17 protein-coding genes and 1 tRNA gene are annotated in these 18,146 nt (G+C 63.7%); 3 read left to right on the top strand and 15 right to left on the bottom strand.

The genetic code is table 11. The annotated features are described in order from the left end of the window. Positions 1-32: 32 nt before the first annotated feature. From pth to B552_RS0114040, 7 genes are all read right to left on the bottom strand, one after another. The gene (gene pth, locus B552_RS0114070; RefSeq protein WP_019449668.1) at positions 33-629 is read right to left on the bottom strand and encodes an aminoacyl-tRNA hydrolase; all 597 of its coding nucleotides are present in this window, start codon (positions 627-629) and stop codon (positions 33-35) included. A gap of 161 nt (positions 630-790) precedes the next feature. Further along, positions 791-1,408, bottom strand: a complete 618-nt coding sequence (locus B552_RS0114065) for a 50S ribosomal protein L25/general stress protein Ctc (protein WP_019449667.1) — start codon at positions 1,406-1,408, stop codon at positions 791-793. Positions 1,409-1,579: 171 nt separating this feature from the next. After that, positions 1,580-2,533: a ribose-phosphate pyrophosphokinase gene (locus B552_RS0114060; RefSeq protein WP_019449666.1), complete on the bottom strand. Its 954-nt coding sequence runs from the start codon at positions 2,531-2,533 to the stop codon at positions 1,580-1,582. Between the two features lie 97 nt (positions 2,534-2,630). Then, positions 2,631-2,707 (bottom strand) — tRNA-Gln (locus B552_RS0114055). Positions 2,708-2,767: 60 nt separating this feature from the next. Next, positions 2,768-3,646: a 4-(cytidine 5'-diphospho)-2-C-methyl-D-erythritol kinase gene (gene ispE / locus B552_RS0114050; RefSeq protein WP_019449665.1), complete on the bottom strand. Its 879-nt coding sequence runs from the start codon at positions 3,644-3,646 to the stop codon at positions 2,768-2,770. Next, positions 3,643-4,257: a lipoprotein insertase outer membrane protein LolB gene (gene lolB / locus B552_RS0114045; RefSeq protein WP_026035648.1), complete on the bottom strand. Its 615-nt coding sequence runs from the start codon at positions 4,255-4,257 to the stop codon at positions 3,643-3,645. Before lolB ends, ispE begins: the two co-directional genes overlap by 4 nt. Before the next feature lie 104 nt (positions 4,258-4,361). Then, positions 4,362-6,212, bottom strand: coding sequence for a tetratricopeptide repeat protein (locus tag B552_RS0114040; protein ID WP_237718215.1), 1,851 nt, complete (start codon positions 6,210-6,212; stop codon positions 4,362-4,364). Positions 6,213-6,505: 293 nt separating this feature from the next. Here B552_RS0114040 and mutM point away from each other — a divergent pair, with 293 nt between their 5' ends. The 3 genes from mutM to mutY all read left to right on the top strand — a co-directional run bounded on the left by mutM (position 6,506) and on the right by mutY (position 10,912). After that, a complete protein-coding gene (gene mutM / locus B552_RS0114035) occupies positions 6,506-7,417 on the top strand; it encodes a bifunctional DNA-formamidopyrimidine glycosylase/DNA-(apurinic or apyrimidinic site) lyase (RefSeq protein WP_019449662.1) in 912 nt (303 codons plus the stop codon). Between the two features lie 332 nt (positions 7,418-7,749). Beyond that, positions 7,750-9,693 (top strand): dynamin family protein, encoded by a 1,944-nt coding sequence (locus tag B552_RS0114030; RefSeq protein ID WP_019449661.1) that lies wholly within the window; start codon positions 7,750-7,752, stop codon positions 9,691-9,693. Positions 9,694-9,760: 67 nt separating this feature from the next. After that, entirely contained in the window at positions 9,761-10,912 is a 1,152-nt protein-coding gene (gene mutY, locus B552_RS0114025) for an A/G-specific adenine glycosylase (RefSeq protein ID WP_019449660.1), read from the top strand. A gap of 9 nt (positions 10,913-10,921) precedes the next feature. On the opposite strand, the gene B552_RS0114020 is transcribed toward mutY, so the two are convergent. The 8 genes from B552_RS0114020 to lptB form a co-directional block, all read right to left on the bottom strand. Further along, positions 10,922-11,575, bottom strand: coding sequence for an LON peptidase substrate-binding domain-containing protein (locus B552_RS0114020; protein WP_019449659.1), 654 nt, complete (start codon positions 11,573-11,575; stop codon positions 10,922-10,924). A 60-nt stretch (positions 11,576-11,635) separates the two neighbouring features. After that, complete coding sequence (gene rapZ / locus B552_RS0114015; protein WP_019449658.1) at positions 11,636-12,514, bottom strand: RNase adapter RapZ; 879 nt, start codon at positions 12,512-12,514, stop codon at positions 11,636-11,638. Between the two features lie 115 nt (positions 12,515-12,629). Further along, a complete protein-coding gene (locus tag B552_RS0114010; RefSeq protein WP_019449657.1) occupies positions 12,630-12,971 on the bottom strand; it encodes a PsiF family protein in 342 nt (113 codons plus the stop codon). A gap of 394 nt (positions 12,972-13,365) precedes the next feature. Further along, on the bottom strand, positions 13,366-14,337 hold the full coding sequence (gene hprK / locus B552_RS0114005; protein WP_008650955.1) for an HPr(Ser) kinase/phosphatase: 972 nt from the start codon (positions 14,335-14,337) through the stop codon (positions 13,366-13,368). A gap of 69 nt (positions 14,338-14,406) precedes the next feature. Continuing rightward, complete coding sequence (ptsN, locus tag B552_RS0114000; RefSeq protein ID WP_019449656.1) at positions 14,407-14,862, bottom strand: PTS IIA-like nitrogen regulatory protein PtsN; 456 nt, start codon at positions 14,860-14,862, stop codon at positions 14,407-14,409. A 480-nt stretch (positions 14,863-15,342) separates the two neighbouring features. Further along, positions 15,343-15,696, bottom strand: a complete 354-nt coding sequence (gene raiA / locus B552_RS0113995; protein WP_019449655.1) for a ribosome-associated translation inhibitor RaiA — start codon at positions 15,694-15,696, stop codon at positions 15,343-15,345. A 50-nt stretch (positions 15,697-15,746) separates the two neighbouring features. Then, positions 15,747-17,228, bottom strand: a complete 1,482-nt coding sequence (locus B552_RS0113990; RefSeq protein ID WP_019449654.1) for an RNA polymerase factor sigma-54 — start codon at positions 17,226-17,228, stop codon at positions 15,747-15,749. A gap of 123 nt (positions 17,229-17,351) precedes the next feature. Then, a complete protein-coding gene (gene lptB, locus B552_RS0113980) occupies positions 17,352-18,143 on the bottom strand; it encodes an LPS export ABC transporter ATP-binding protein (protein ID WP_019449652.1) in 792 nt (263 codons plus the stop codon). Positions 18,144-18,146 lie beyond the last annotated feature (3 nt).

Here is an 18,146-nt window from a genome sequence, read left to right as displayed (position 1 = left end):
TGATCAAGGCCGGACAGGCTACCGCCTACCGCCTACCGCCCCGTGTGCAGTTCCATCATCGCGCGTTCGCTTTCGCCGCGCGCCAGGACACCGAGAGGACCGATGCAGCGGTCGATCGCTTCGTCGATGGCAGCCTGCTCTTCCTTGCGCGGGGGCTTCAGCACGAAGTTGACCACGTCTTCGCGGCCGCCAGCGGCGCCGCCCGGGGCATTGCGAGGATGGCCGACACCAATGCGCAGACGCCAGTAATCCTGGGTGGTCAGGTGCGCCGAGATGTCCTTGAGACCGTTGTGGCCGCCCGAGCCGCCACCACGCTTGAGCTTGACCGCCCCGGAGGGCAGGTCCATTTCGTCGTGCGCGACCACGATCTCGTCAGGCAGGATCTTGTAGAAACGTGCCAGCGACACCACGGACAGTCCGGAACGGTTCATGAACGTGGACGGCTTTAGCAGCCAGACGTCCTGGTCCCACAGCCGTGCACGGGCGGCCAGGCCGTGAAAACGGCCCTCCACGCGCAGGGTTGTGCTGCCCATGCGGGCGAGCTGGTCGACAAGCCAGAAACCGGCGTTATGCCGGGTGGCTTCGTATTCCGCCCCGGGATTGCCGAGGCCGACGATGAGCTTGATCATGCGTGAAAGCGGAAGTCGGGATATCGGGTGCCAGACGGCACCGCGGGACGCGAGACAGGATACGCGAAAACGCCGCACGAAAAAAAACCGCCGGCGAACCGGCGGTCTTTCTCGATGCGGCAGCGGCAACGTGGCCGCTACGGCATCCGGCGCGATGACGCTCAGGCAGCCGGCGTTTCGCCAGCTTCGCCGCCTTCGGCAGTTTCCGAAGTCTGGGCACCAGCCGGCAGCGTGATGCTGGCGATGGTCGGGTTTTCGTCGCCATGGGTGATGGCGGTGACGCCCTTCGGCAGCTTCAGGTCCGACAGGTGGATGATCTGGTTCAGTTCGGCTGCGCCCAGATCCACTTCGATGAACTCAGGCAGGTCGGCCGGCAGGCACGACACTTCCAGGTCGTTCATGACGTGGCTGACGATACCGTGGCCCAGCTTCACGCCAGGAGCGGTTTCCTGGTTGATGAAGTGCAGCGGCACCTTCACGTGGATCTTTTCCGTGGCCGACACGCGCTGGAAGTCAACGTGCAGCACCATCGGCTTGAACGGGTGCATCTGGAATGCGCGCAGCAGGGCCTTCTCGGACTTGCCAGCAACTTCCAGGTCCAGGATCGACGAGTGGAAGGCTTCCTTCTTCAGGGCGTGCCACAGCGCGTTGTGATCCAGTTCGATCATCGTCGGCTCGGCGGCGCCGCCGTAGATGATGCCGGGGGTCTTGCCCGAATTGCGCAGGCGGCGGCTCGCACCCGTTCCCTGTACGCTACGCTCGAAAGCGACTACTTTCATGTTCAACTCCAAATGTGAAGAAGGCTGTCCGCGACCAGACAGCCCCGAGTGGGCAACGCGACAAAAATTGTGCGCCGCCTGAATCACGTTGGCCGCCCAATCAGGGCGGCCAACGCAGTAAAACGTGAAATTCTAGCAGGTATCTGCCAGACCCGCGCCGACCGATGCCGGTCAGGCGTCGGCGAACAGCGACATGATCGAGTCGCCCTTGACGATGCGGGTGAAGGTCTCGGCCAGCAGCGGGGCGGTCGTGACCTGGCGGATCTTGCCGGTACTGCGGGCTTCGTCGGACAGCGGAATCGTATCGCAGACGACCACTTCGTCCAGTGCCGACGCGGCGATACGGGCAACGGCACCACCCGACAGCACCGGGTGCGTACAGTAGGCGAACACCTTCTGGGCACCGCGCTCCTTCAGCACCTGCGCAGCCTTGCACAGCGTGCCGCCGGTGTCGATCATGTCGTCCATGATCACGCAGTTGCGGCCGGCGACTTCACCGATGATGTTCATCACCTCGGACACATTGGCCTTCGGACGACGCTTGTCGATGATGGCCAGGTCGCAGTCGAGTTGCTTGGCCAGTGCACGTGCGCGCACCACGCCGCCAACGTCCGGAGATACCACCAGCAGATTGCCGTAGTTCTTCTCGCGCAGATCGCCCAGCAGGACCGGCGATGCGTAGATGTTGTCGACGGGGATATCGAAGAAGCCCTGGATCTGGTCGGCGTGCAGGTCCATCGTCAGCACGCGTTCCACACCGGCCACTTCCAGCATGTTGGCCACGATCTTGGCCGAGATGGCCACGCGCGCCGAACGCGGGCGGCGATCCTGGCGGGCATAGCCGAAGTAGGGCATGGCGGCGGTGATGCTGCGTGCCGAGGCGCGCTTGAGGGCATCGACCATCACCATCAGTTCCATCAGGTTGTCGTTGGTTGGCGCGCAGGTGGACTGCAGCACGATGACGTGCTTGCCGCGAACGTTTTCCTGGATTTCTACCTGGACTTCACCGTCGGAGAAACGGCCGACCAGAGCTTTGCCCAGCGGAATGCCGAGGTGCTGTACGACAGCCTCCGCGAGTTTAGGGTTGGCATTGCCGGTAAATACCATCAAGCCTTCGACGCTCATTCGGGGCACCTGTCTTGCTGCTGGGGGAGCTTTGCGCTACCGGCAGATGCCGGCAGCGAATTTTTGCATGTCCGTTCTTGGACACTATAGGAAGTAATGGCAGGGGAAGAAGGATTCGAACCTTCGAATGCCGGAATCAAAATCCGGTGCCTTGACCAACTTGGCGACTCCCCTACACAACCTTTAACGTCTGTCGCTGCACTGAACTTAAGTACATCGCCAAACGAAAACCTGCTACGCGAACGTTGCGAGCGGGTGATGTGACAGACTTCTCACACACCTGCCATCCCATTCGGATGGCAACCGTTCCATCACCTTCTGCGCTGTCTGCTCGTCTTCGAAACGGGCAAAAACGCAGGCTCCGGAACCGGTCATCCTTGCATGCGGACTGTATTGTCTCAGCCATTCAAGGGCCCGGGCAACTTCGCCGAACTTCGCTGTTGCTATCGCTTGCAAGTCGTTGCGACCGAAAGCGAATTTGTTTGTGCAAGCAGCGAAGTCCGCAACTATAGAGACCGGTGAATCCCTTGTCAAGCGTTCATCAGAAAAAATTGATGCAGTCGGTACATGCTGCCTCGGATGAATGACGACGAACCAGCTTTCCGGCAGTTCCACGGGCGTCAGTTCCTCGCCCACGCCTTCGGCAAAGGCGTTTTGACCGAACACGAACACGGGCACGTCGGCGCCGAGCGACAGGCCAATGCGCATCAGTTCGGCACGCGGCAGGTTCACTCCCCAAAGGCGATTCAGCGCCAGCAGCGTGGTGGCTGCATCCGACGATCCCCCACCGATGCCGCCGCCCATGGGCAGGATCTTGTCGATGGCGATGTCCGCGCCGAAGCGCGTACCGCTGGCCTGCTGCAATGCCCGGGCCGCACGCACGACGAGGTCGGTGTCAGCCGGCACGCCGGGGATATCGGTGACGCGTGCGATCACGCCGTCGTCGCGGCGCCGGAAGTGCAGCGTGTCCGACCAGTCGATCAGCTGGAACACGGTCTGCAGCGTGTGATAGCCGTCCGGGCGGCGCCCGGTCACGTGCAGGAACAGGTTGAGCTTGGCTGGTGCTGGGCAGTCGCGCAGCTCCGGGGGCGGCAGGGCGGCGCCGACGGTCATTGCTTGTTCTCCGGGTCGATTACGAGCCGCACCGAGAGCGGCGATTCGTTGCCGTCGCGCGCCATGTCGATGCGGCGTGGCAGTGTAGACGATGTGGCGGTGCCTTCGGCCGCATCCTGCCAGGCCACGTAACGCACGGTCCAGCCGCTCTGCCTGAGCGTGTCAGGCCGGCCGTCCGCCGTGCGCGTGATGTTTGACGGCGCGCCCGGCGCGGGGCGGCCGTGCAGCCAGTCGCGCATGCCCGATACCGGCAGCGAGAATCCAAGCGCCTGCTCCATCAGGCTGTCCACTTCCGGCGCATTGCGAGGCGCCTCGTTGGGCAGGTCGAGCGTGGCGCCGGACGGTGTGGCGGTGACGATGGCAAGCGTCTGGCCAAGCGGCGAGACGAGGTCCAGCCGTACGTTGCGGCCCTGTTCCTGCCAGCGGAAGCTGCCCTGTACGCCTTCGTTGCGGCCATAGCGAACGTAGTTGGCGGCGAACCGGCCGGTGTACTGTTCGCTGCGTGTGGATTCGCCGGCATCGAAGCTGCGTGTCGGCGTGACGCTGGCGCACGCGGCGAGCCAGAGCGGTGCGGCCAGGCAGAGCAGAGCCAGGCGACGTGATCGGAGCATGGTCATGAGGCGGAAAATGCGGCGTGCGCCAGAACGATGCGCCCGGGCGCGTGGCCCGGGCTTCGGCGTGCCGCAAATGCGGATGTCGCGGAAAACTTCGCGGATTACTTCGAAAGCAGAACGTTCTGGTTGTAGCGGCGCAGCGTGTCGATCAGCGTCTGGTTGTCGGGTTCAACTTTCGCTGCCTCGTTCCACGTCTTGCGCGCTTCGTCGCGCTGGCCCATTTGCCAGAGCACTTCGCCCAGGTGCGCGCCGATCTCGGCCTCTGGCGCCTTGGCAAACGCGCTCTTGAGCAGTTCGGCAGCTGGCTGCAGTTCGCCCTGGCGATACTTGACCCAGGCCAGGCTGTCCATGATGTACGGATCGTCCGGGCCGAGTTCGGATGCGCGTTCCAGCAGCTTGCGGGCTTCCGGCAGGCGTTCGTTGCGGTCGGCCAGCGAATAGCCAAGCGCGTTGTAGCCCTGCTTCTGGTCGGGCTGCAGCGCGATGACCTTGCGCAGGCCGCGCTCCATGCTTTCGTAGTGCTTCTCGCGCTCGTCGAGCATGGCCAGTTCGTAGATCCAGTCGGCGTTGTCCGGCTCGGCCTTGACGCGCTCGTCCAGCACCTTGCGGGCGCGGTCATACGCCTTGCTGTCCATCAGCGCGGCCACCTCGGCCTGGCGGATCGCGGCCATGCGCTGGGCGCGCTGTACCGGATCGGGGATGTCTTCGGAGTCGGCCAGCATGTCGCCGAACACGGCCTGGGCATCGTCGAGCTTGCCCATGCGCGCCAGCAGTTGCCCGCGCTTGGCTTGCGCGGCGAGGAGCAGGCGGCTGTCCTCGATGCGGTCGAGCCAATCAATCGCCGTGGCGTAGTCCTTCTTCTCCTCGGCGATCTGCGCGAGGTACTGGTACGCGATATCGGGACTGGCTGCCGCCGATTTCTCAGCCATCTGCAGGTATTCCTTCAGATAGCGTTCGGCATCGTCATAGCTGCGCGCCTGCAGGCTGGTCAGGCCCAGCGCCAGCGGCACGCGCGGGTCGGTAGGGGCCACCTTGCGCAGCACCTCGAATTCGGCGCGCGCTGCATCCATGTCGTTCTGCTGCAAATAGAGCCGCGCCAGCGTAATGTGACCGTTGACCGATGACGGCGACTTGGCCAGGAAGCGCTTCACGACCTCGATCGACTTGTCCGGTGCGGTATCGGCCTGCATCTCGGCGGACATCAGCGCGGCAGCTTCAAGGTCCGGCTTGATCCGCAGCGCTTCGTCGAGTTCGGCCTGCGCGCCCGCGTTGTCGCCAGCGGCCTCGCGTGCGCGTGCCAGGGCCAGGTGGGTTTCCGGCAGCTTCGGTTCGCCAGCGGTAATGCGCTGGAGCACGCCGACCGCGCCGGCCGGGTCTGTCGTGCGCGACATCTGCTGCTGCAACTGCAGGATGGCGTCGCCACGATGTGCGGTCGGTGCCGCCGCAAGCTGGCGGATCAGCAGCGGTTCGGCTTCTTCCCAGCGTCCGTTGAGCACGAGCAGCGTCGACAGGACCTGGCTGGCGGCGGGCGACTTTGGGGCGAGTTCCGCCCAGAGACGGGCGCCATCCAGAGCCTGCTGGGAGCTGCGCGCGTTGAAGGCGATTTCGGTGGCGCGCTGGGCCATGCGCGGGTCGCGCGTTTCACGGGCCATATCCACGTAGGTCCGGTACGCCGTGCCGACCATCCCGCGCTGCAGGGAGATCTCCGCCGCAAGCACGCGGTAGAGAATGTCCGGCGACAGCGCGACATTCGGCAGCGGCGTTCGCTGCGCGTGAGCCGCCGGCGCCGGGATCTCGATGATCTCCTCATCGTTCTGGGCGACCGTGGCCGGCCCGGCATGGGCGGCAAGCGAAGCGAGCGCCAGGCACGCAGCCACGCCCAGGGCGCGCGCATGGCGACGGAAACGCCCGGCGGGCGAGCCCGTCGGATCGGAGGCGGTGAAAGCGTTCATTTGCGAGGATTCCGGGCGCATGGCCTGAAAGGACGAAATATAGTCCGGCATGTAATCGATGCTCCGGCGCGCGGGGGCGTTGCAGTGAATGGGGGCATTGTAGCCTGCAGCTACAATGCGCTGCTTGCCGTGCAGACCACCTGAAGGTTGGCTACGTACGGCAACCCGCACAATGCGGCCGAAATTCGGCCCCAAGGCAGGAAAATTCTGCTTCGTTGGATCGGAAAAACAGGCAAGAGGTTCTTGGGATTTGGTTGGAAGCGGGCCGGAGGCCGGCCGGGAGACGTGGCGCGATGCCTGAATTGCCGGAAGTCGAAGTCACGCGGCGCGGTCTGGTGCCGCATGTGGTGGGTTGCCGCATCGTCGACGTGACGGTGCGCCACCGCGGATTGCGCTGGCCCGTCGAGCCGGAACTGGAGGCGCGCCTGACAGGCCGCACGATCGGGCGCGTCGAGCGGCGCGGCAAGTATCTGCTGCTGGAGTGCCTGCCCCGGGCCGGTGGCGGCGTCGATGGCGATGCCGCTGATCCGCAGGATGCCGCGCCGGGCTGGCTGCTCGTGCACCTGGGCATGACGGGTACGCTGCGCGTCTATCCCGACCCGCCCGCGCCCGGTGCGCATGACCACCTGGACCTGATGCTGGCGCCAGATGGCGGTACAGCCGGTGCAGCCGGGGCCCCTCGAATGGTCCTGCGCTTCCGCGATCCGCGCCGCTTTGGCGCAATCCTCTGGACCCCGCTCGCCGAATCGGACCTGCCCGAGCACCCGCTGCTGCGCAAGCTCGGCATCGAACCGTTCGATCCGCGTTTTGATGGCGCCTGGCTCCATCGCCTGACGCGCGGGCGCTCCGTGGCGATCAAGCAGGCGCTGCTGGCGGGAGACATTGTCGTTGGGGTCGGCAATATCTATTGCTCGGAGAGCCTGTTTCGCGCCGGCATCCGCCCGACCACGCCCGCCGGGCGCCTGAGCCTGGCTCGCTGCGAGAAGCTGGCCGTGGCGGTGCGCGAGACGCTGGCCGAGGCCATTGCGCGAGGCGGCACCACGCTGCGCGACTTTGTCGGCAGCGACGGCAGCAGCGGCTACTTCCAGCTCGACTGCCTTGTCTATGACCGGGCCGGCGAGCCTTGTCGTGTCTGCGGCACTCCGATCCGTCAGATCGTGCAGGGACAGCGCTCCACGTTCTATTGCCCGCACTGTCAGCATTGATTTCCCGCCCCGGCTTCAAACCGGGCGCCAGGCCGCCCGGTGACTGGCAAACCGGTGCCGGTACATTGTTGAAATACTTTGCCGATGGATCGGCGCAACACTCCGGCCAAAGGAATACAACAAGGGACGCGAATTCCACAAAATCGCACAAGAAACCTGTATCGTGTGCGCAGACATAAAAAGTTACAAAACGTGTCGGTTCGCCCCGCCGATGGGGCATGGACCTGGCACGGCGGCTTGCCACGGACTGCAGGGTCAGCGGAATACCCCGAGGGCAAGGCGCGCAGTACGAGCCCGAAACCATAAATCCGAGCCGAAAAGCGAACCCCTCCATGACGAGCCTCGCACATCAATTCGAACAATATGGCGCCTGGAGAACCGGGGTTCTTCAATCTCTCGCCGACTTTCAATCCTGGCTGCAGCAACACGACCTCTATGACGCTACCGCGGAAGACCGCGCGCAGCGCATCCAGAACGTGCTCAAGAGCGACCGGCTCAAGGTTGCGTTCATCGCCGAGTTCTCGCGCGGCAAGAGCGAACTGATCAACGCCATCTTCTTTGCCGACTATGGCCGGCGCATCCTGCCGTCGTCGGCGGGCCGCACGACGATGTGCCCGACCGAGCTGCGCTACGACGAGAACGAGCCGCCGTGCATCCGGCTGCTGCCGATCGAGACGCGCCTGCAGGACGCCTCCACCGCGGACTTCATGGAGCCCGGCTCGGCCAACTCGCACTGGACTACTGTGCCGCTGGACCCGTCGTCGCCCGAGGGCATGCTGGCTGCGTTCCGGCACGTCGTGGAGACGACGCGCGTCGCACCTGCCGATGCCGAGGCGCTGGGCCTGTACAACGAGAACGACCCGGATGCCGCATGGGCCGTCGATGCCGATGGCATGGTCGAGATCTCGCGCTGGCGCCATGCGGTGATCAACTTCCCCCATCCGCTGCTGCGCCAGGGCCTGGTGATCCTGGATACGCCGGGCCTGAACGCGATCGGTACCGAACCGGAACTGACGCTGCGCCTGATTCCCGATGCGCATGTGGTGGTGTTCGTGCTGGCTGCCGATGCCGGCGTGACCAAGAGCGATCTCGACCTCTGGCGCACCCACGTGGGCGCCGGCCATCGCCGCGGCTGCCTGGCGGTGCTGAACAAGATCGACGGGCTGTGGGACCCGCTCAAGTCGTCGCCCGAGATCGCCATGGAAATCTCGCGCCAGGTCCGCACGACCGCGCAGACGCTTGGCATCGAAGAGCGGCGCGTCTATCCGGTCTCGGCGCAGAAGGGGCTGGTGGCCAAGGTCACGCACGATCAGCCGATGCTCGTGCGCAGCAACCTGCTGCAGTTCGAGCACGTGCTGTCGGACCAGCTCATTCCCCAGCGGCGCGATATCGTTTCCGACCAGGTCCAGCGCCTGGTGCAGGAAATGTCGCGCGGGGCGCAGCAACTGCTGCAAAGCCGCCGCCGCGATATCGTCGAGCAGTTGTTCGAGCTGCGCGGCCTGCGTGGCAAGAACCACGCGATGGTCAAGCACATGCTGATGCGCGTGCAGAGCGAGAAGGAAGAATTCGAGCAGAGCATCGCGAAGTTCCAGGCGCTGCGTCTGGTCTTTGGGCGCCATAGCGCGGACATCATCAAGAGCCTGCAGCTGCGCGACGTGCGACGCACGATGCGCGATGCGCGCGAGCAGATGAAGGAGCGCTTCTTCTCCCGTGGCCTGCGCGAGGACATGGAGGCGCTGTTCGCCCAGCTTACCGGGCTGATCACTGACGCGGACCAGAAGATCGCCGGGCTGCACCAGCTTGTCGACAGCATGTACCGGCGTTTCAATGCCGAACACGGCTTCACGCTGCCGTCCCCGATGCAGTTCGTCACCGCGCGCTATGCCGCCGAGCTTCAGGAAACGCTGCAGCTTGTGAATGCGCATTTCGGCGCCGTGAACATGCTGACCCGCTCGCGCCCGCAACTGGTGCAGAACGCGTTTGCGACGATGGCCAGCCGCGTGCTCGAGAACTTCCGCGACCTCAATCGCGATATCGAGATCTGGCTCAAGTCGGTCATGACGCCGCTGGAGGCTCAGGTGCGGGAGCATCAGAAGCAGTTGCGCCGTCGTGTCGATTCGATCGAACGCATCCATGAGGCCACCGACACGCTGGAGTCCCGCATCGCCGAACTGGAGGAGGTGCTGAACGGCCTGGACGAGCGCAGCACGAAGATCGAGAGCTTTGCGCGCAAGCTGGTGGAGCCGCAGCAGGAGACCCGCGCGCGCGCCGCCTGATCACAAGCATCGTTGGTATCATGTGGCGCCGCCTGCGAGCGGCGCTTTTTCTTTTCTAGATCCCGTAATGCCCCGCAAGCCTGCTGCTGCCCCCGCCGTGTCCGAAACCATCGTCGTGCCGCACGATTTCGGCATGCGCGTCGTGACATGGCAGCGCCAGCACGGCCGCCATGACCTGCCGTGGCAAAACACGCGTGACCCGTACCGCATCTGGCTGTCCGAGATCATGCTGCAGCAGACGCAGGTGAGCGCAGTGATCGAGTATTACCAGCGCTTTGTTTCGGCGCTGCCGACGGTAGCCGCATTGGCGGCGGCGCCTGCCGACGAGGTGATGGCGCTGTGGGCGGGGCTTGGCTACTACTCGCGCGCTCGCAACCTGCATGGCTGCGCCAAATCCGTGATGAACGACCACGGCGGTGTGTTCCCGACCGATCCGGCGGTGCTCGTGACGTTGCCAGGTATCGGTCGCTCCACGGCGGCGGCAATTGCCGCATTCAGTGCGGGCGTTCGCTCGCCGATCCTCGACGGCAATGTCAAACGCGTATTCGCGCGGGTTTTTGGCATACACGGCTATCCGGGCGAACGCCTTGTCGAGAACCGCATGTGGGCGCTGGCCGAGCACGCGTTGCCGCCAGCGGGGCCGCATCAGGGCGAGCACATGGTGGCCTACACGCAGGGGTTGATGGATCTCGGTGCGACGATTTGCGGGCGCGGCAAGCCCGCGTGCCTGACAGATGCTGATGCTTGCCCGCTGTCGGCCGATTGCGTGGCGCGGCGGGACAACCTGACGGCGGTCTTGCCGACGCCGAAGCCGCGCGCAGCGATTCCGGAGCGCAGCACCGTGATGCTGATCGTCCGGCATGGGCGCAACGTGCTTGTGCAATTGCGCCCCGCCAGCGGCATCTGGGGCGGCCTGTGGAGCCTGCCCGAGATGCTGGTCGATACCGTGCCGTTTGACGCGGAAGCCGCGGAGCAGGCGGCGCTGGAGTCAGCCAATGCCTATGGTTCTCCCACGCGCGCGTACCTGGCCGCAGAACTGACCCATGTATTCACGCACTTCCGGCTGCTGATTCGCGCGATTCGTGTCGATCTTGGGGATGTTGCACTGCGCGCCGATGGCAACAGCCGCTGGCTCTCGCTCGACGACCTCGACGCGCTAGGCACGCCGGCGCCGGTGCGCAGACTTCTGGAAGACCAGGCGAAGCTCGGGCTCTTCTGAGCGGCCAAATCAGACGATGTGGTGCTGCCGCATATAACGATGCACGATCTCGATGCGCATGCCGGCATCGGGCAGCGCCATCAGCATCTGCTTGGCCTTGACCGGCACGGGCAGCAGTTCGCACAGCCGGTTTGCAACCCAGCTTGGATCGTCCCAAAGATACGGCTCGGCAAAAGGCAGCTTGGACTTGTCCGGCTGCTCCGTATGCAGCGAGGCGACGATACGCCGTAACGCGGCAAGGCACTCGCCAAGCAGTTCCAGCTTGCAATCAATGACATCGGGCGGCATCAACTCCACGTTGGCCACCAGCAAGCCGTCGTCGCGCGTGACATACGACAGCACGCGGAAGCGCTGGCGTCCGCGCGTTTCGATCAGCAGGACGCCGAGCTGCTCCACGTTGCAGTCGGAAATCTCGGCAAGGCAGCCGATCGATTCCGGCTCGGTGGCATGGCCGGGGCGCGCCACTTCGTCGCCACTGGCAATCAGGCAGACGCCGAACGGTACGCGGTCGCGCATGCAGTTGCGCACCATGTCGACGTAGCGTTTCTCGAATACACGAAGGGGCAGGCGGCCATCGGGGAACAGGACCGTATGCAGTGGAAACAGCGGCAGAGCGTCCAGGCTCACGGACGCGGGTGCGGCGTCGGGAATATTGGTCGACATGCGGATAGCCGGCTCCAGGAACAGGACGGCGGCGGGGCGCCGCGTCCGTCAGGCCGCGCGTCAGCCAGCAGGGGCCAGCTCGCGGTGTCTGACCATCACGTTACCATGGGCCCGGAAATAGTTGGCAAGTCTTTCCGCAATGAACACGGAACGGTGCTGGCCGCCCGTGCATCCGATGGCGACGGTCAGGTAGCTGCGGTTATCGGTGATGAAACTCGGCAGCCACTTTTCCACATAGGCGCGGATGTCCTCGGCCATCGCCAGTACCATCGGCTGGCTTTGCAGGAAGTCGATCACCGGTGCATCACGACCCGTCAGCGGGCGCAGCGCAAGGTCGTAGTAGGGGTTCGGCAGCGAGCGTACGTCAAACACCAGGTCGGCGTCGCTGGGCACACCGTGCTTGAAGCCGAACGATTCGAACAGCAGCGTCAGTTGCTGGCTGTTGTCCTCGTGGATCAGTTCCTTGATCCAGCTCCGCAGCGTATTGGTGCGCACGTTGCTGGTGTCGATTCGATGTGCCGTTTCGGCAAGCGGGCTCAGAAGCTCGCGCTCCATCTCGATCGCCTCGATCAGGGAGGTATCGCTGCCAGTATCGGCTGCCGCACCGGCTTCTACGCGCGCCGACAGCGGGTGGCGCCGGCGCGTTTCCGAGTAACGCTGAACCAGGGCATCAGTGCTGGCAGTCAGGAACAGGACCTGTACCTGATGATTGGCGCCCAGTTCGCGCACGGTGTCGGGCAGGCGCACGAGCGATTCGCGGCTGCGAATGTCGGTGGCCACGCCAAGGTGCGTATAGCCCTGTTCGGCCAGGTAGCTGGCGAGCGCGGGGATGAACTGGGCCGGGAGGTTGTCGACGCAGTAATACCCTGCATCTTCCAGCACGTTCAGCGCGACCGACTTTCCGGAGCCGGAGATTCCGGTGATGAGAATGATCCGCATAGCGATGCAAGCATAGCATCGCGTGATGGCGGCGTCATGACAGCGCGCCACAAGGAAAAATGGCGAATCGCAATCGATTCGCCATCATTTCGGGGGAATTGTCAGATTCTGCGGATCAGGCTGCCGGCTTCGACAGGCAATCGCTCATCGCCTTCTTGTAGTCGTCGCCCTTCTTGCCCTTGTTCTCCTTGGAGCAGGCCGACATCTTTTCCTGCTGGGTCTTCGGCGCGGCCGGTGCGGACGCTGCCGCAGTGCCGGACAGGCAGTCGCTCATTGCCTTCTTGTAGTCATCGCCCTTCTTGCCCTTGTTCTGCTTGGAGCAGGCCGACATCTTTTCCTGCTGGGCGGTCGGGGCCTTGCCCGATTTCTCGGCAGTGGGGGCCGAAGCGCCCTGGGCAAACGCGCCCGTGGCGAACAAGGGCGTAACCAGCACACACATCGCGATCAGTTTTTTCATGCTTCTCTCCTGGTGTGGAAACACATCGTGGCCGCGCGCCGACTTCTTGAACGTGTGGCGGCTGGCGGTACCGGACTGGGCTCGATGCCCATTGAAGCACAAAACGGTGTGCGCCCAAAGCGCGTTGACGAGGGAGAGCGGGGCGCTTGTAAGCAATTGAAAGCGCCCCCGCAGGCTCCGAAATCACAGGGAAGGGAATCAGAAGCCGCTAACAAGGCGAAGCGAAGCGGTTCTGGCTAGGGTGAAGCAGGGGTTTCGGCTCGCCAAGCGAGCCGCCTGCGTAACGGCATGCGCCTACGAGCGCATGCGCGCCCTGCAAGGGAGCGGCCGCAGACAGTACAAGTGGTACTGGCCGAGGCCGCGCAACGACGCCAGAATCGTCTTGTTAGTGGCTTTAAAGGAGGCGGCCCTGGCCGCGGGAGACAACGTCGGCTTGCATTGCCGCACGCTGGCGGTCCATGAAGTCGCGCAGCGTATCGATGCCGCGCAGGCGCAGGATCGTGTTGCGCACGGCGGCTTCCACCAGCACGGCGAGGTTTCGGCCGGCCGCCACCTGGATCTTGACCATGTGGATCGGCAGGCCGAGCACATCGAGATACTGCGAATCGAGCGGTAGCCGCTCGAACTCGCCGTCGTTGCGGCGCACCAGTTGCACCACAAGCTTGAGCTTCATCTTCCGGCGAACAGCGGTTTCACCGAAGATCGTCTTGATATCGAGCAGGCCCAGCCCACGCACTTCGAGCAGGTTCTGCAGCAGTGGCGGGCAACGGCCTTCAATGAAGTCCGGGCCGAGGCGTACGAAGTCCACGGCGTCATCGGCCACCAGGCCGTGGCCACGCGAGATCAGTTCCAGGCCCAGTTCGCTCTTGCCGAGGCCCGATTCGCCCATGATCAGCACGCCCATGCCGAGGATGTCGAGAAACACGCCGTGCATGGTCACACGCGGCGCGGAAATTCGCGACAGGTACAGGCGCAGGTGATCGATGACCGCCGCCGACGACACCGGGGTGGTGAACAGCGGGGTCGACGAGCGCGTGCAGCGCAACTCCAGGTCGGGCGGCGGCTCCATGCCGTCGGCCACCACCAGGAAAGGCGGCTCGAGCAGGATCAGCTCGCCCATCTGGCGCTTGCGCGGTTCGTCGTCGAGCCGCTGGTAATAGAGGATCTCGGGTTTGCCAAGCACCTGGATCCGGTTCGGGTGGATCAGGTTCAAGTGGCCTACCAGATCGGCCGCGGATGTGGCTTCACGTGCGAATTCGACATCGAAGGCACGATCGGCGCCTTCGAGACCGGCAACCCATGAGAGTTTGATGTCGGCCGCGTTGTCGTCGAAGATCGACTGTGAGGTGACGCCGGTGAGTTCCATGCGGGATGACTTTCGGGAGGGGCGGTATCCGGGTATCGCGTCAGGCTACGCTGGCCTGTGGGCGGACGATCATGGGTGCCACTGGGTCAGCAGTTGGTGGACTGCGTCGGGCGTGGGTAACGTTGCAAGCCCTTCGCGCATTTCTCGGTCCGATAGGAGTTGGGCGATTTCCGAGAGAATTTCAAGGTGCTGTTGCGTGGCCTGTTCCGGTACCAGCAGGAAGATCAGCAGCGACACCGGTTTGCCGTCGGGTGACTCGAACGGAATCGGCTCGGCCAGGCGCATGAAGGCGGCCAGCGGCTGCTTGAGGCCCTTGATGCGGCCGTGCGGAATGGCGACGCCAGCACCGAGGCCGGTCGATCCGAGGGATTCGCGCGCGAACAGGTTGTCGGTCACGGTGGCGCGGGCCACACCATGGTTGTTCTCGAACAGGAGCCCGGCTTGCTCGAAGACCCGCTTCTTGCTGGTGACGGTGACGTCGAGAGTAATGTTGCCGGGTGGCAGCAATTTGGCCAAACGATTCATGGGCGATGCACGAAATGTCAGAGTGACGAGCCGACGCGCATGAGTCGTCCCGCCGCGTTGGGCATTCAAGGATATCGAGCGCTAAATGTGGACGCGCATCAGAAGCGTCCGGCCATTATAGAGCAGGGCCGCAGCGCACTTGTGCGATGCAGCGCCGGCGCCGCGGGTGGTGCCGCGAGCTTGCCGGCCGGCTTGCCCACCCGGATGCTGCCGCCCGCCTCCGCAAGATTATTCTCATGCGATATGCCGGACCGGTGCGCCGGGGCCGTTCTGCCAGTGGTTTTTGTATGGTGCAGCATACACCGAGCAGCGCTCGTTGCGAACACCCCCGGCCGATCAAATGTTGCAGGACGTGGCGTGGAGGTAACGCGTGCGCCGCGAACATGCCCGGCGGCCGACCATCAAAAAAGCCGCGCAGATGCGCGGCTTTGCTCTTCTTATCGATCCTCTCAGGGGCAGCTTTCAGTGAGTTGCCACCTTTTATTGCTGCTGTAGTTGCGCGGCAGCCATCTGATACTTGACCGCCTCACGGTCATGCCCTTGCACGCGGTCCTTGTAGCGGATCACCTGACGATCGAGTTTGTCGACCAGACAGTCGATAGCCGCGTACAGGTCTTCATGATGCGCTTCTACGAAGATGTCTTTCCCCTTTAGATGCAGGTTGATTTCCGCGTACTGGCGCCTGTCCTTTTCCTTGTGGTTGTCGACAGATAGCAGCACGCTGACCCCGATGACCTGATCGAAATGCCTGACAATTCGCTCCAGTTTCGTTTCCACATACTCACGCAACGGCGGCGTGATGTCGAGGTGGTGTCCACTGATCTTGAAGTTCATAGCGCTTCTCCTTCTAAAAGAGCCGCACCAGGCAGGCGGTTGCGGCTCGGCTACAAAGTCTTGCGGAGATTGACTGCGGGGATCTTCAGCGCTTCGCGGTACTTGGCCACCGTGCGGCGTGCGACCACAAAGCCCTGTTCGCCCAGCAACTCGGCGATGCGGCTGTCGGAAAGGGGATTCCTGGGTTCTTCGGCTCCTATCAGTTGCTTGATCAGCGCGCGGATCGCCGTGGATGAGGCCGCGCCGCCAGTCTCGGTGGAGACGTGGCTACCAAAGAAGTACTTCAGCTCGAAAGTACCCATTGGCGTGGCCATGTATTTATTCGTAGTCACCCGGGAAATGGTCGACTCATGTAAACCCAGTGTATCGGCAATCTCCCTCAAAACCAAGGGGCGCATCGCGATTTCGCCGTGCGAGAAAAAGTTCTTTTGACGTTCCACAATAGCCTGTGAAACGCGCAGGATCGTGTCGAATCGCTGCTGAATGTTCTTGATAAGCCACCGCGCCTCCTGCAACTTCTGCTGCAGTCCGGCTGCGCCCGCTTCTCCTTTTGCACCGCGCAAAATCTGCGCATACATATCGTTGATGCGCAGGCGCGGCATGACATCGGGATTGAGCTGGGCGATCCAGCCGCTGCCACTCTTGCGCACGAATACGTCCGGCACCACGAAATCCGCTTCCGGGCGGCTGTAGGCGTGCCCGGGATACGGCGCCAGAGACCGGATCAGTTCATGCGCGGCCTTTAATGCAATTTCGTCCACCTGCAGGGCTTTCTTGAGCCGCGTGTAATCACGTACGGCCAGTAACTCGAGATGGTGGTTGACGATCGATAATGCAAGGTCTCGTTGCGGATGTTGCAGGCGGCGCAACTGCAGGCTCAGGCATTCCGCCGCATTGCGTGCGCCCACCCCGGGCGGGTCGAAGCTTTGCAGCAGCGTCAGCATCGCCTGCACTTCCTCGATCTCGAACTCGAGTTCCTCGGGCAGTTCGGTGCAGATTTCCTCAAGCGATGCGCTCAGGTAACCGTCGTCGTCCAGGGATTCAATCAGGAAGATTGCCAGGCCCTTGTCACGCGCCGAGATCTTCAGCGGCGTGAGTTGCTCCATCAGGTATTCGCGCAGTGTGGGCTCGGCTTCGCGCAACTGCATCGGCGTCTTTTCGTCTTCGTCGCCTTGCGGGCGGCGTGCGAAATCGTCGAGGCTCCAGTCGCTGCCGTAGTCATCGGCGGTGCTACTGTCGTAGCTGTCGTCCTCGCCGGCGCCTGCGCCGTTCGTGCGATCCTCGCCGTTGCCCTGAGGCTCGGCGGGTGCAGGGGCAGGGGCACTCTGCAAATTGACCGAGCCGTCCGCGGCCACGCGCAGCGGGCTTTCGATCCAGTCGTTTTCGCGTTCAAGCAGCGGGTTTTCAGTCAGCGCCTGTTCGACTTCCTGTTGCAGTTCCAGCGTGGATAACTGCAGCAGCCGGATGGACTGCTGCAGTTGCGGAGTCAGGGCCAGATGCTGGGAAAGTCGAAGCTGAAGCGATGGTTTCATTCGACCTATTCTATGCGCATCTTTCCGTTGTTGGAACGGAAATTGCTATCACCTATCGCTGCAGCTTCGTGATCGCCAACGGCTAGTTGACGAATGCTTCAAGGCGGCGTCGCGGCCGCCGCATCACATGCGGAAGTTCTCGCCCAGATAGACGCGCCGTACGGACTCGTTGGCGATGATTTCCTCGGGCTGGCCGGCGGCCAGCACGGTGCCTTCGCTGATGATGTAGGCGTGGTCGCAGATGCCGAGCGTTTCGCGCACGTTGTGGTCGGTGATCAGTACGCCGATGTTGCGTGCCTTCAGGAAGCTGACGATGCGCTGGATCTCGCCCACGGCGATCGGGTCCACGCCGGCGAACGGTTCGTCGAGCAGGATGAAGCGCGGTGCGGACGCCAGCGCTCGTGCGATTTCCACACGGCGGCGCTCGCCGCCAGACAGCGACAGCGCCGGGTTGTTGCGCAGGTGGGCGATCTGCAGGTCGTCCAGCAGCGAGTCGAGCCGCCTGTCGATTTCCGGCTTGGGCAGCGGCTTGCCATTGACCACCTGCAGTTCCAGCACCGCGCGGATGTTTTCTTCCACGTTGAGCTTGCGGAAGACCGACGCTTCCTGCGGCAGGTAGGAAAGACCCATGCGCGCGCGCTCGTGGATGGCCAGGCTGCTGATGTGCTGCCCGTCGAGCACGATGTCGCCTTCATCAAGCGCGACCAGGCCCACGATCATGTAGAAGGACGTGGTCTTGCCGGCGCCGTTGGGGCCCAGCAGACCCACGACTTCGCCGCTCTTGACGTCGAGCGACACGTCCTTGACCACGGTGCGCGAGCCGTAGCGCTTCTTCAGGTGGCGCACGACCAGCGTGCTGCTGTCAGCGAGTGGCTCGGAAGAGGCGGGGGCGGCAAGCGTGGCGGTATCGTTCATCAG

Origin of the sequence: Cupriavidus sp. BIS7, from assembly GCF_000292345.1 — a bacterium.
Lineage (GTDB): Bacteria > Pseudomonadota > Gammaproteobacteria > Burkholderiales > Burkholderiaceae > Cupriavidus.
The sequence above is the reverse complement of the archived record's forward strand: the minus strand, read 5'-3'. Positions and strand labels throughout refer to the sequence as shown.

Coding starts and splice junctions, on each gene's coding strand:
- pth (WP_019449668.1), bottom strand. CDS start 629: ATGATCAAGCTCATCGTCGGCCTCGGCAATCCCGGGGCGGAATACGAA.
- B552_RS0114065 (WP_019449667.1), bottom strand. CDS start 1,408: ATGAAAGTAGTCGCTTTCGAGCGTAGCGTACAGGGAACGGGTGCGAGC.
- B552_RS0114060 (WP_019449666.1), bottom strand. CDS start 2,533: ATGAGCGTCGAAGGCTTGATGGTATTTACCGGCAATGCCAACCCTAAA.
- ispE (WP_019449665.1), bottom strand. CDS start 3,646: ATGACCGTCGGCGCCGCCCTGCCGCCCCCGGAGCTGCGCGACTGCCCA.
- lolB (WP_026035648.1), bottom strand. CDS start 4,257: ATGCTCCGATCACGTCGCCTGGCTCTGCTCTGCCTGGCCGCACCGCTC.
- B552_RS0114040 (WP_237718215.1), bottom strand. CDS start 6,212: ATGAACGCTTTCACCGCCTCCGATCCGACGGGCTCGCCCGCCGGGCGT.
- mutM (WP_019449662.1), top strand. CDS start 6,506: ATGCCTGAATTGCCGGAAGTCGAAGTCACGCGGCGCGGTCTGGTGCCG.
- B552_RS0114030 (WP_019449661.1), top strand. CDS start 7,750: ATGACGAGCCTCGCACATCAATTCGAACAATATGGCGCCTGGAGAACC.
- mutY (WP_019449660.1), top strand. CDS start 9,761: ATGCCCCGCAAGCCTGCTGCTGCCCCCGCCGTGTCCGAAACCATCGTC.
- B552_RS0114020 (WP_019449659.1), bottom strand. CDS start 11,575: ATGTCGACCAATATTCCCGACGCCGCACCCGCGTCCGTGAGCCTGGAC.
- rapZ (WP_019449658.1), bottom strand. CDS start 12,514: ATGCGGATCATTCTCATCACCGGAATCTCCGGCTCCGGAAAGTCGGTC.
- B552_RS0114010 (WP_019449657.1), bottom strand. CDS start 12,971: ATGAAAAAACTGATCGCGATGTGTGTGCTGGTTACGCCCTTGTTCGCC.
- hprK (WP_008650955.1), bottom strand. CDS start 14,337: ATGGAACTCACCGGCGTCACCTCACAGTCGATCTTCGACGACAACGCG.
- ptsN (WP_019449656.1), bottom strand. CDS start 14,862: ATGAATCGTTTGGCCAAATTGCTGCCACCCGGCAACATTACTCTCGAC.
- raiA (WP_019449655.1), bottom strand. CDS start 15,696: ATGAACTTCAAGATCAGTGGACACCACCTCGACATCACGCCGCCGTTG.
- B552_RS0113990 (WP_019449654.1), bottom strand. CDS start 17,228: ATGAAACCATCGCTTCAGCTTCGACTTTCCCAGCATCTGGCCCTGACT.
- lptB (WP_019449652.1), bottom strand. CDS start 18,143: ATGAACGATACCGCCACGCTTGCCGCCCCCGCCTCTTCCGAGCCACTC.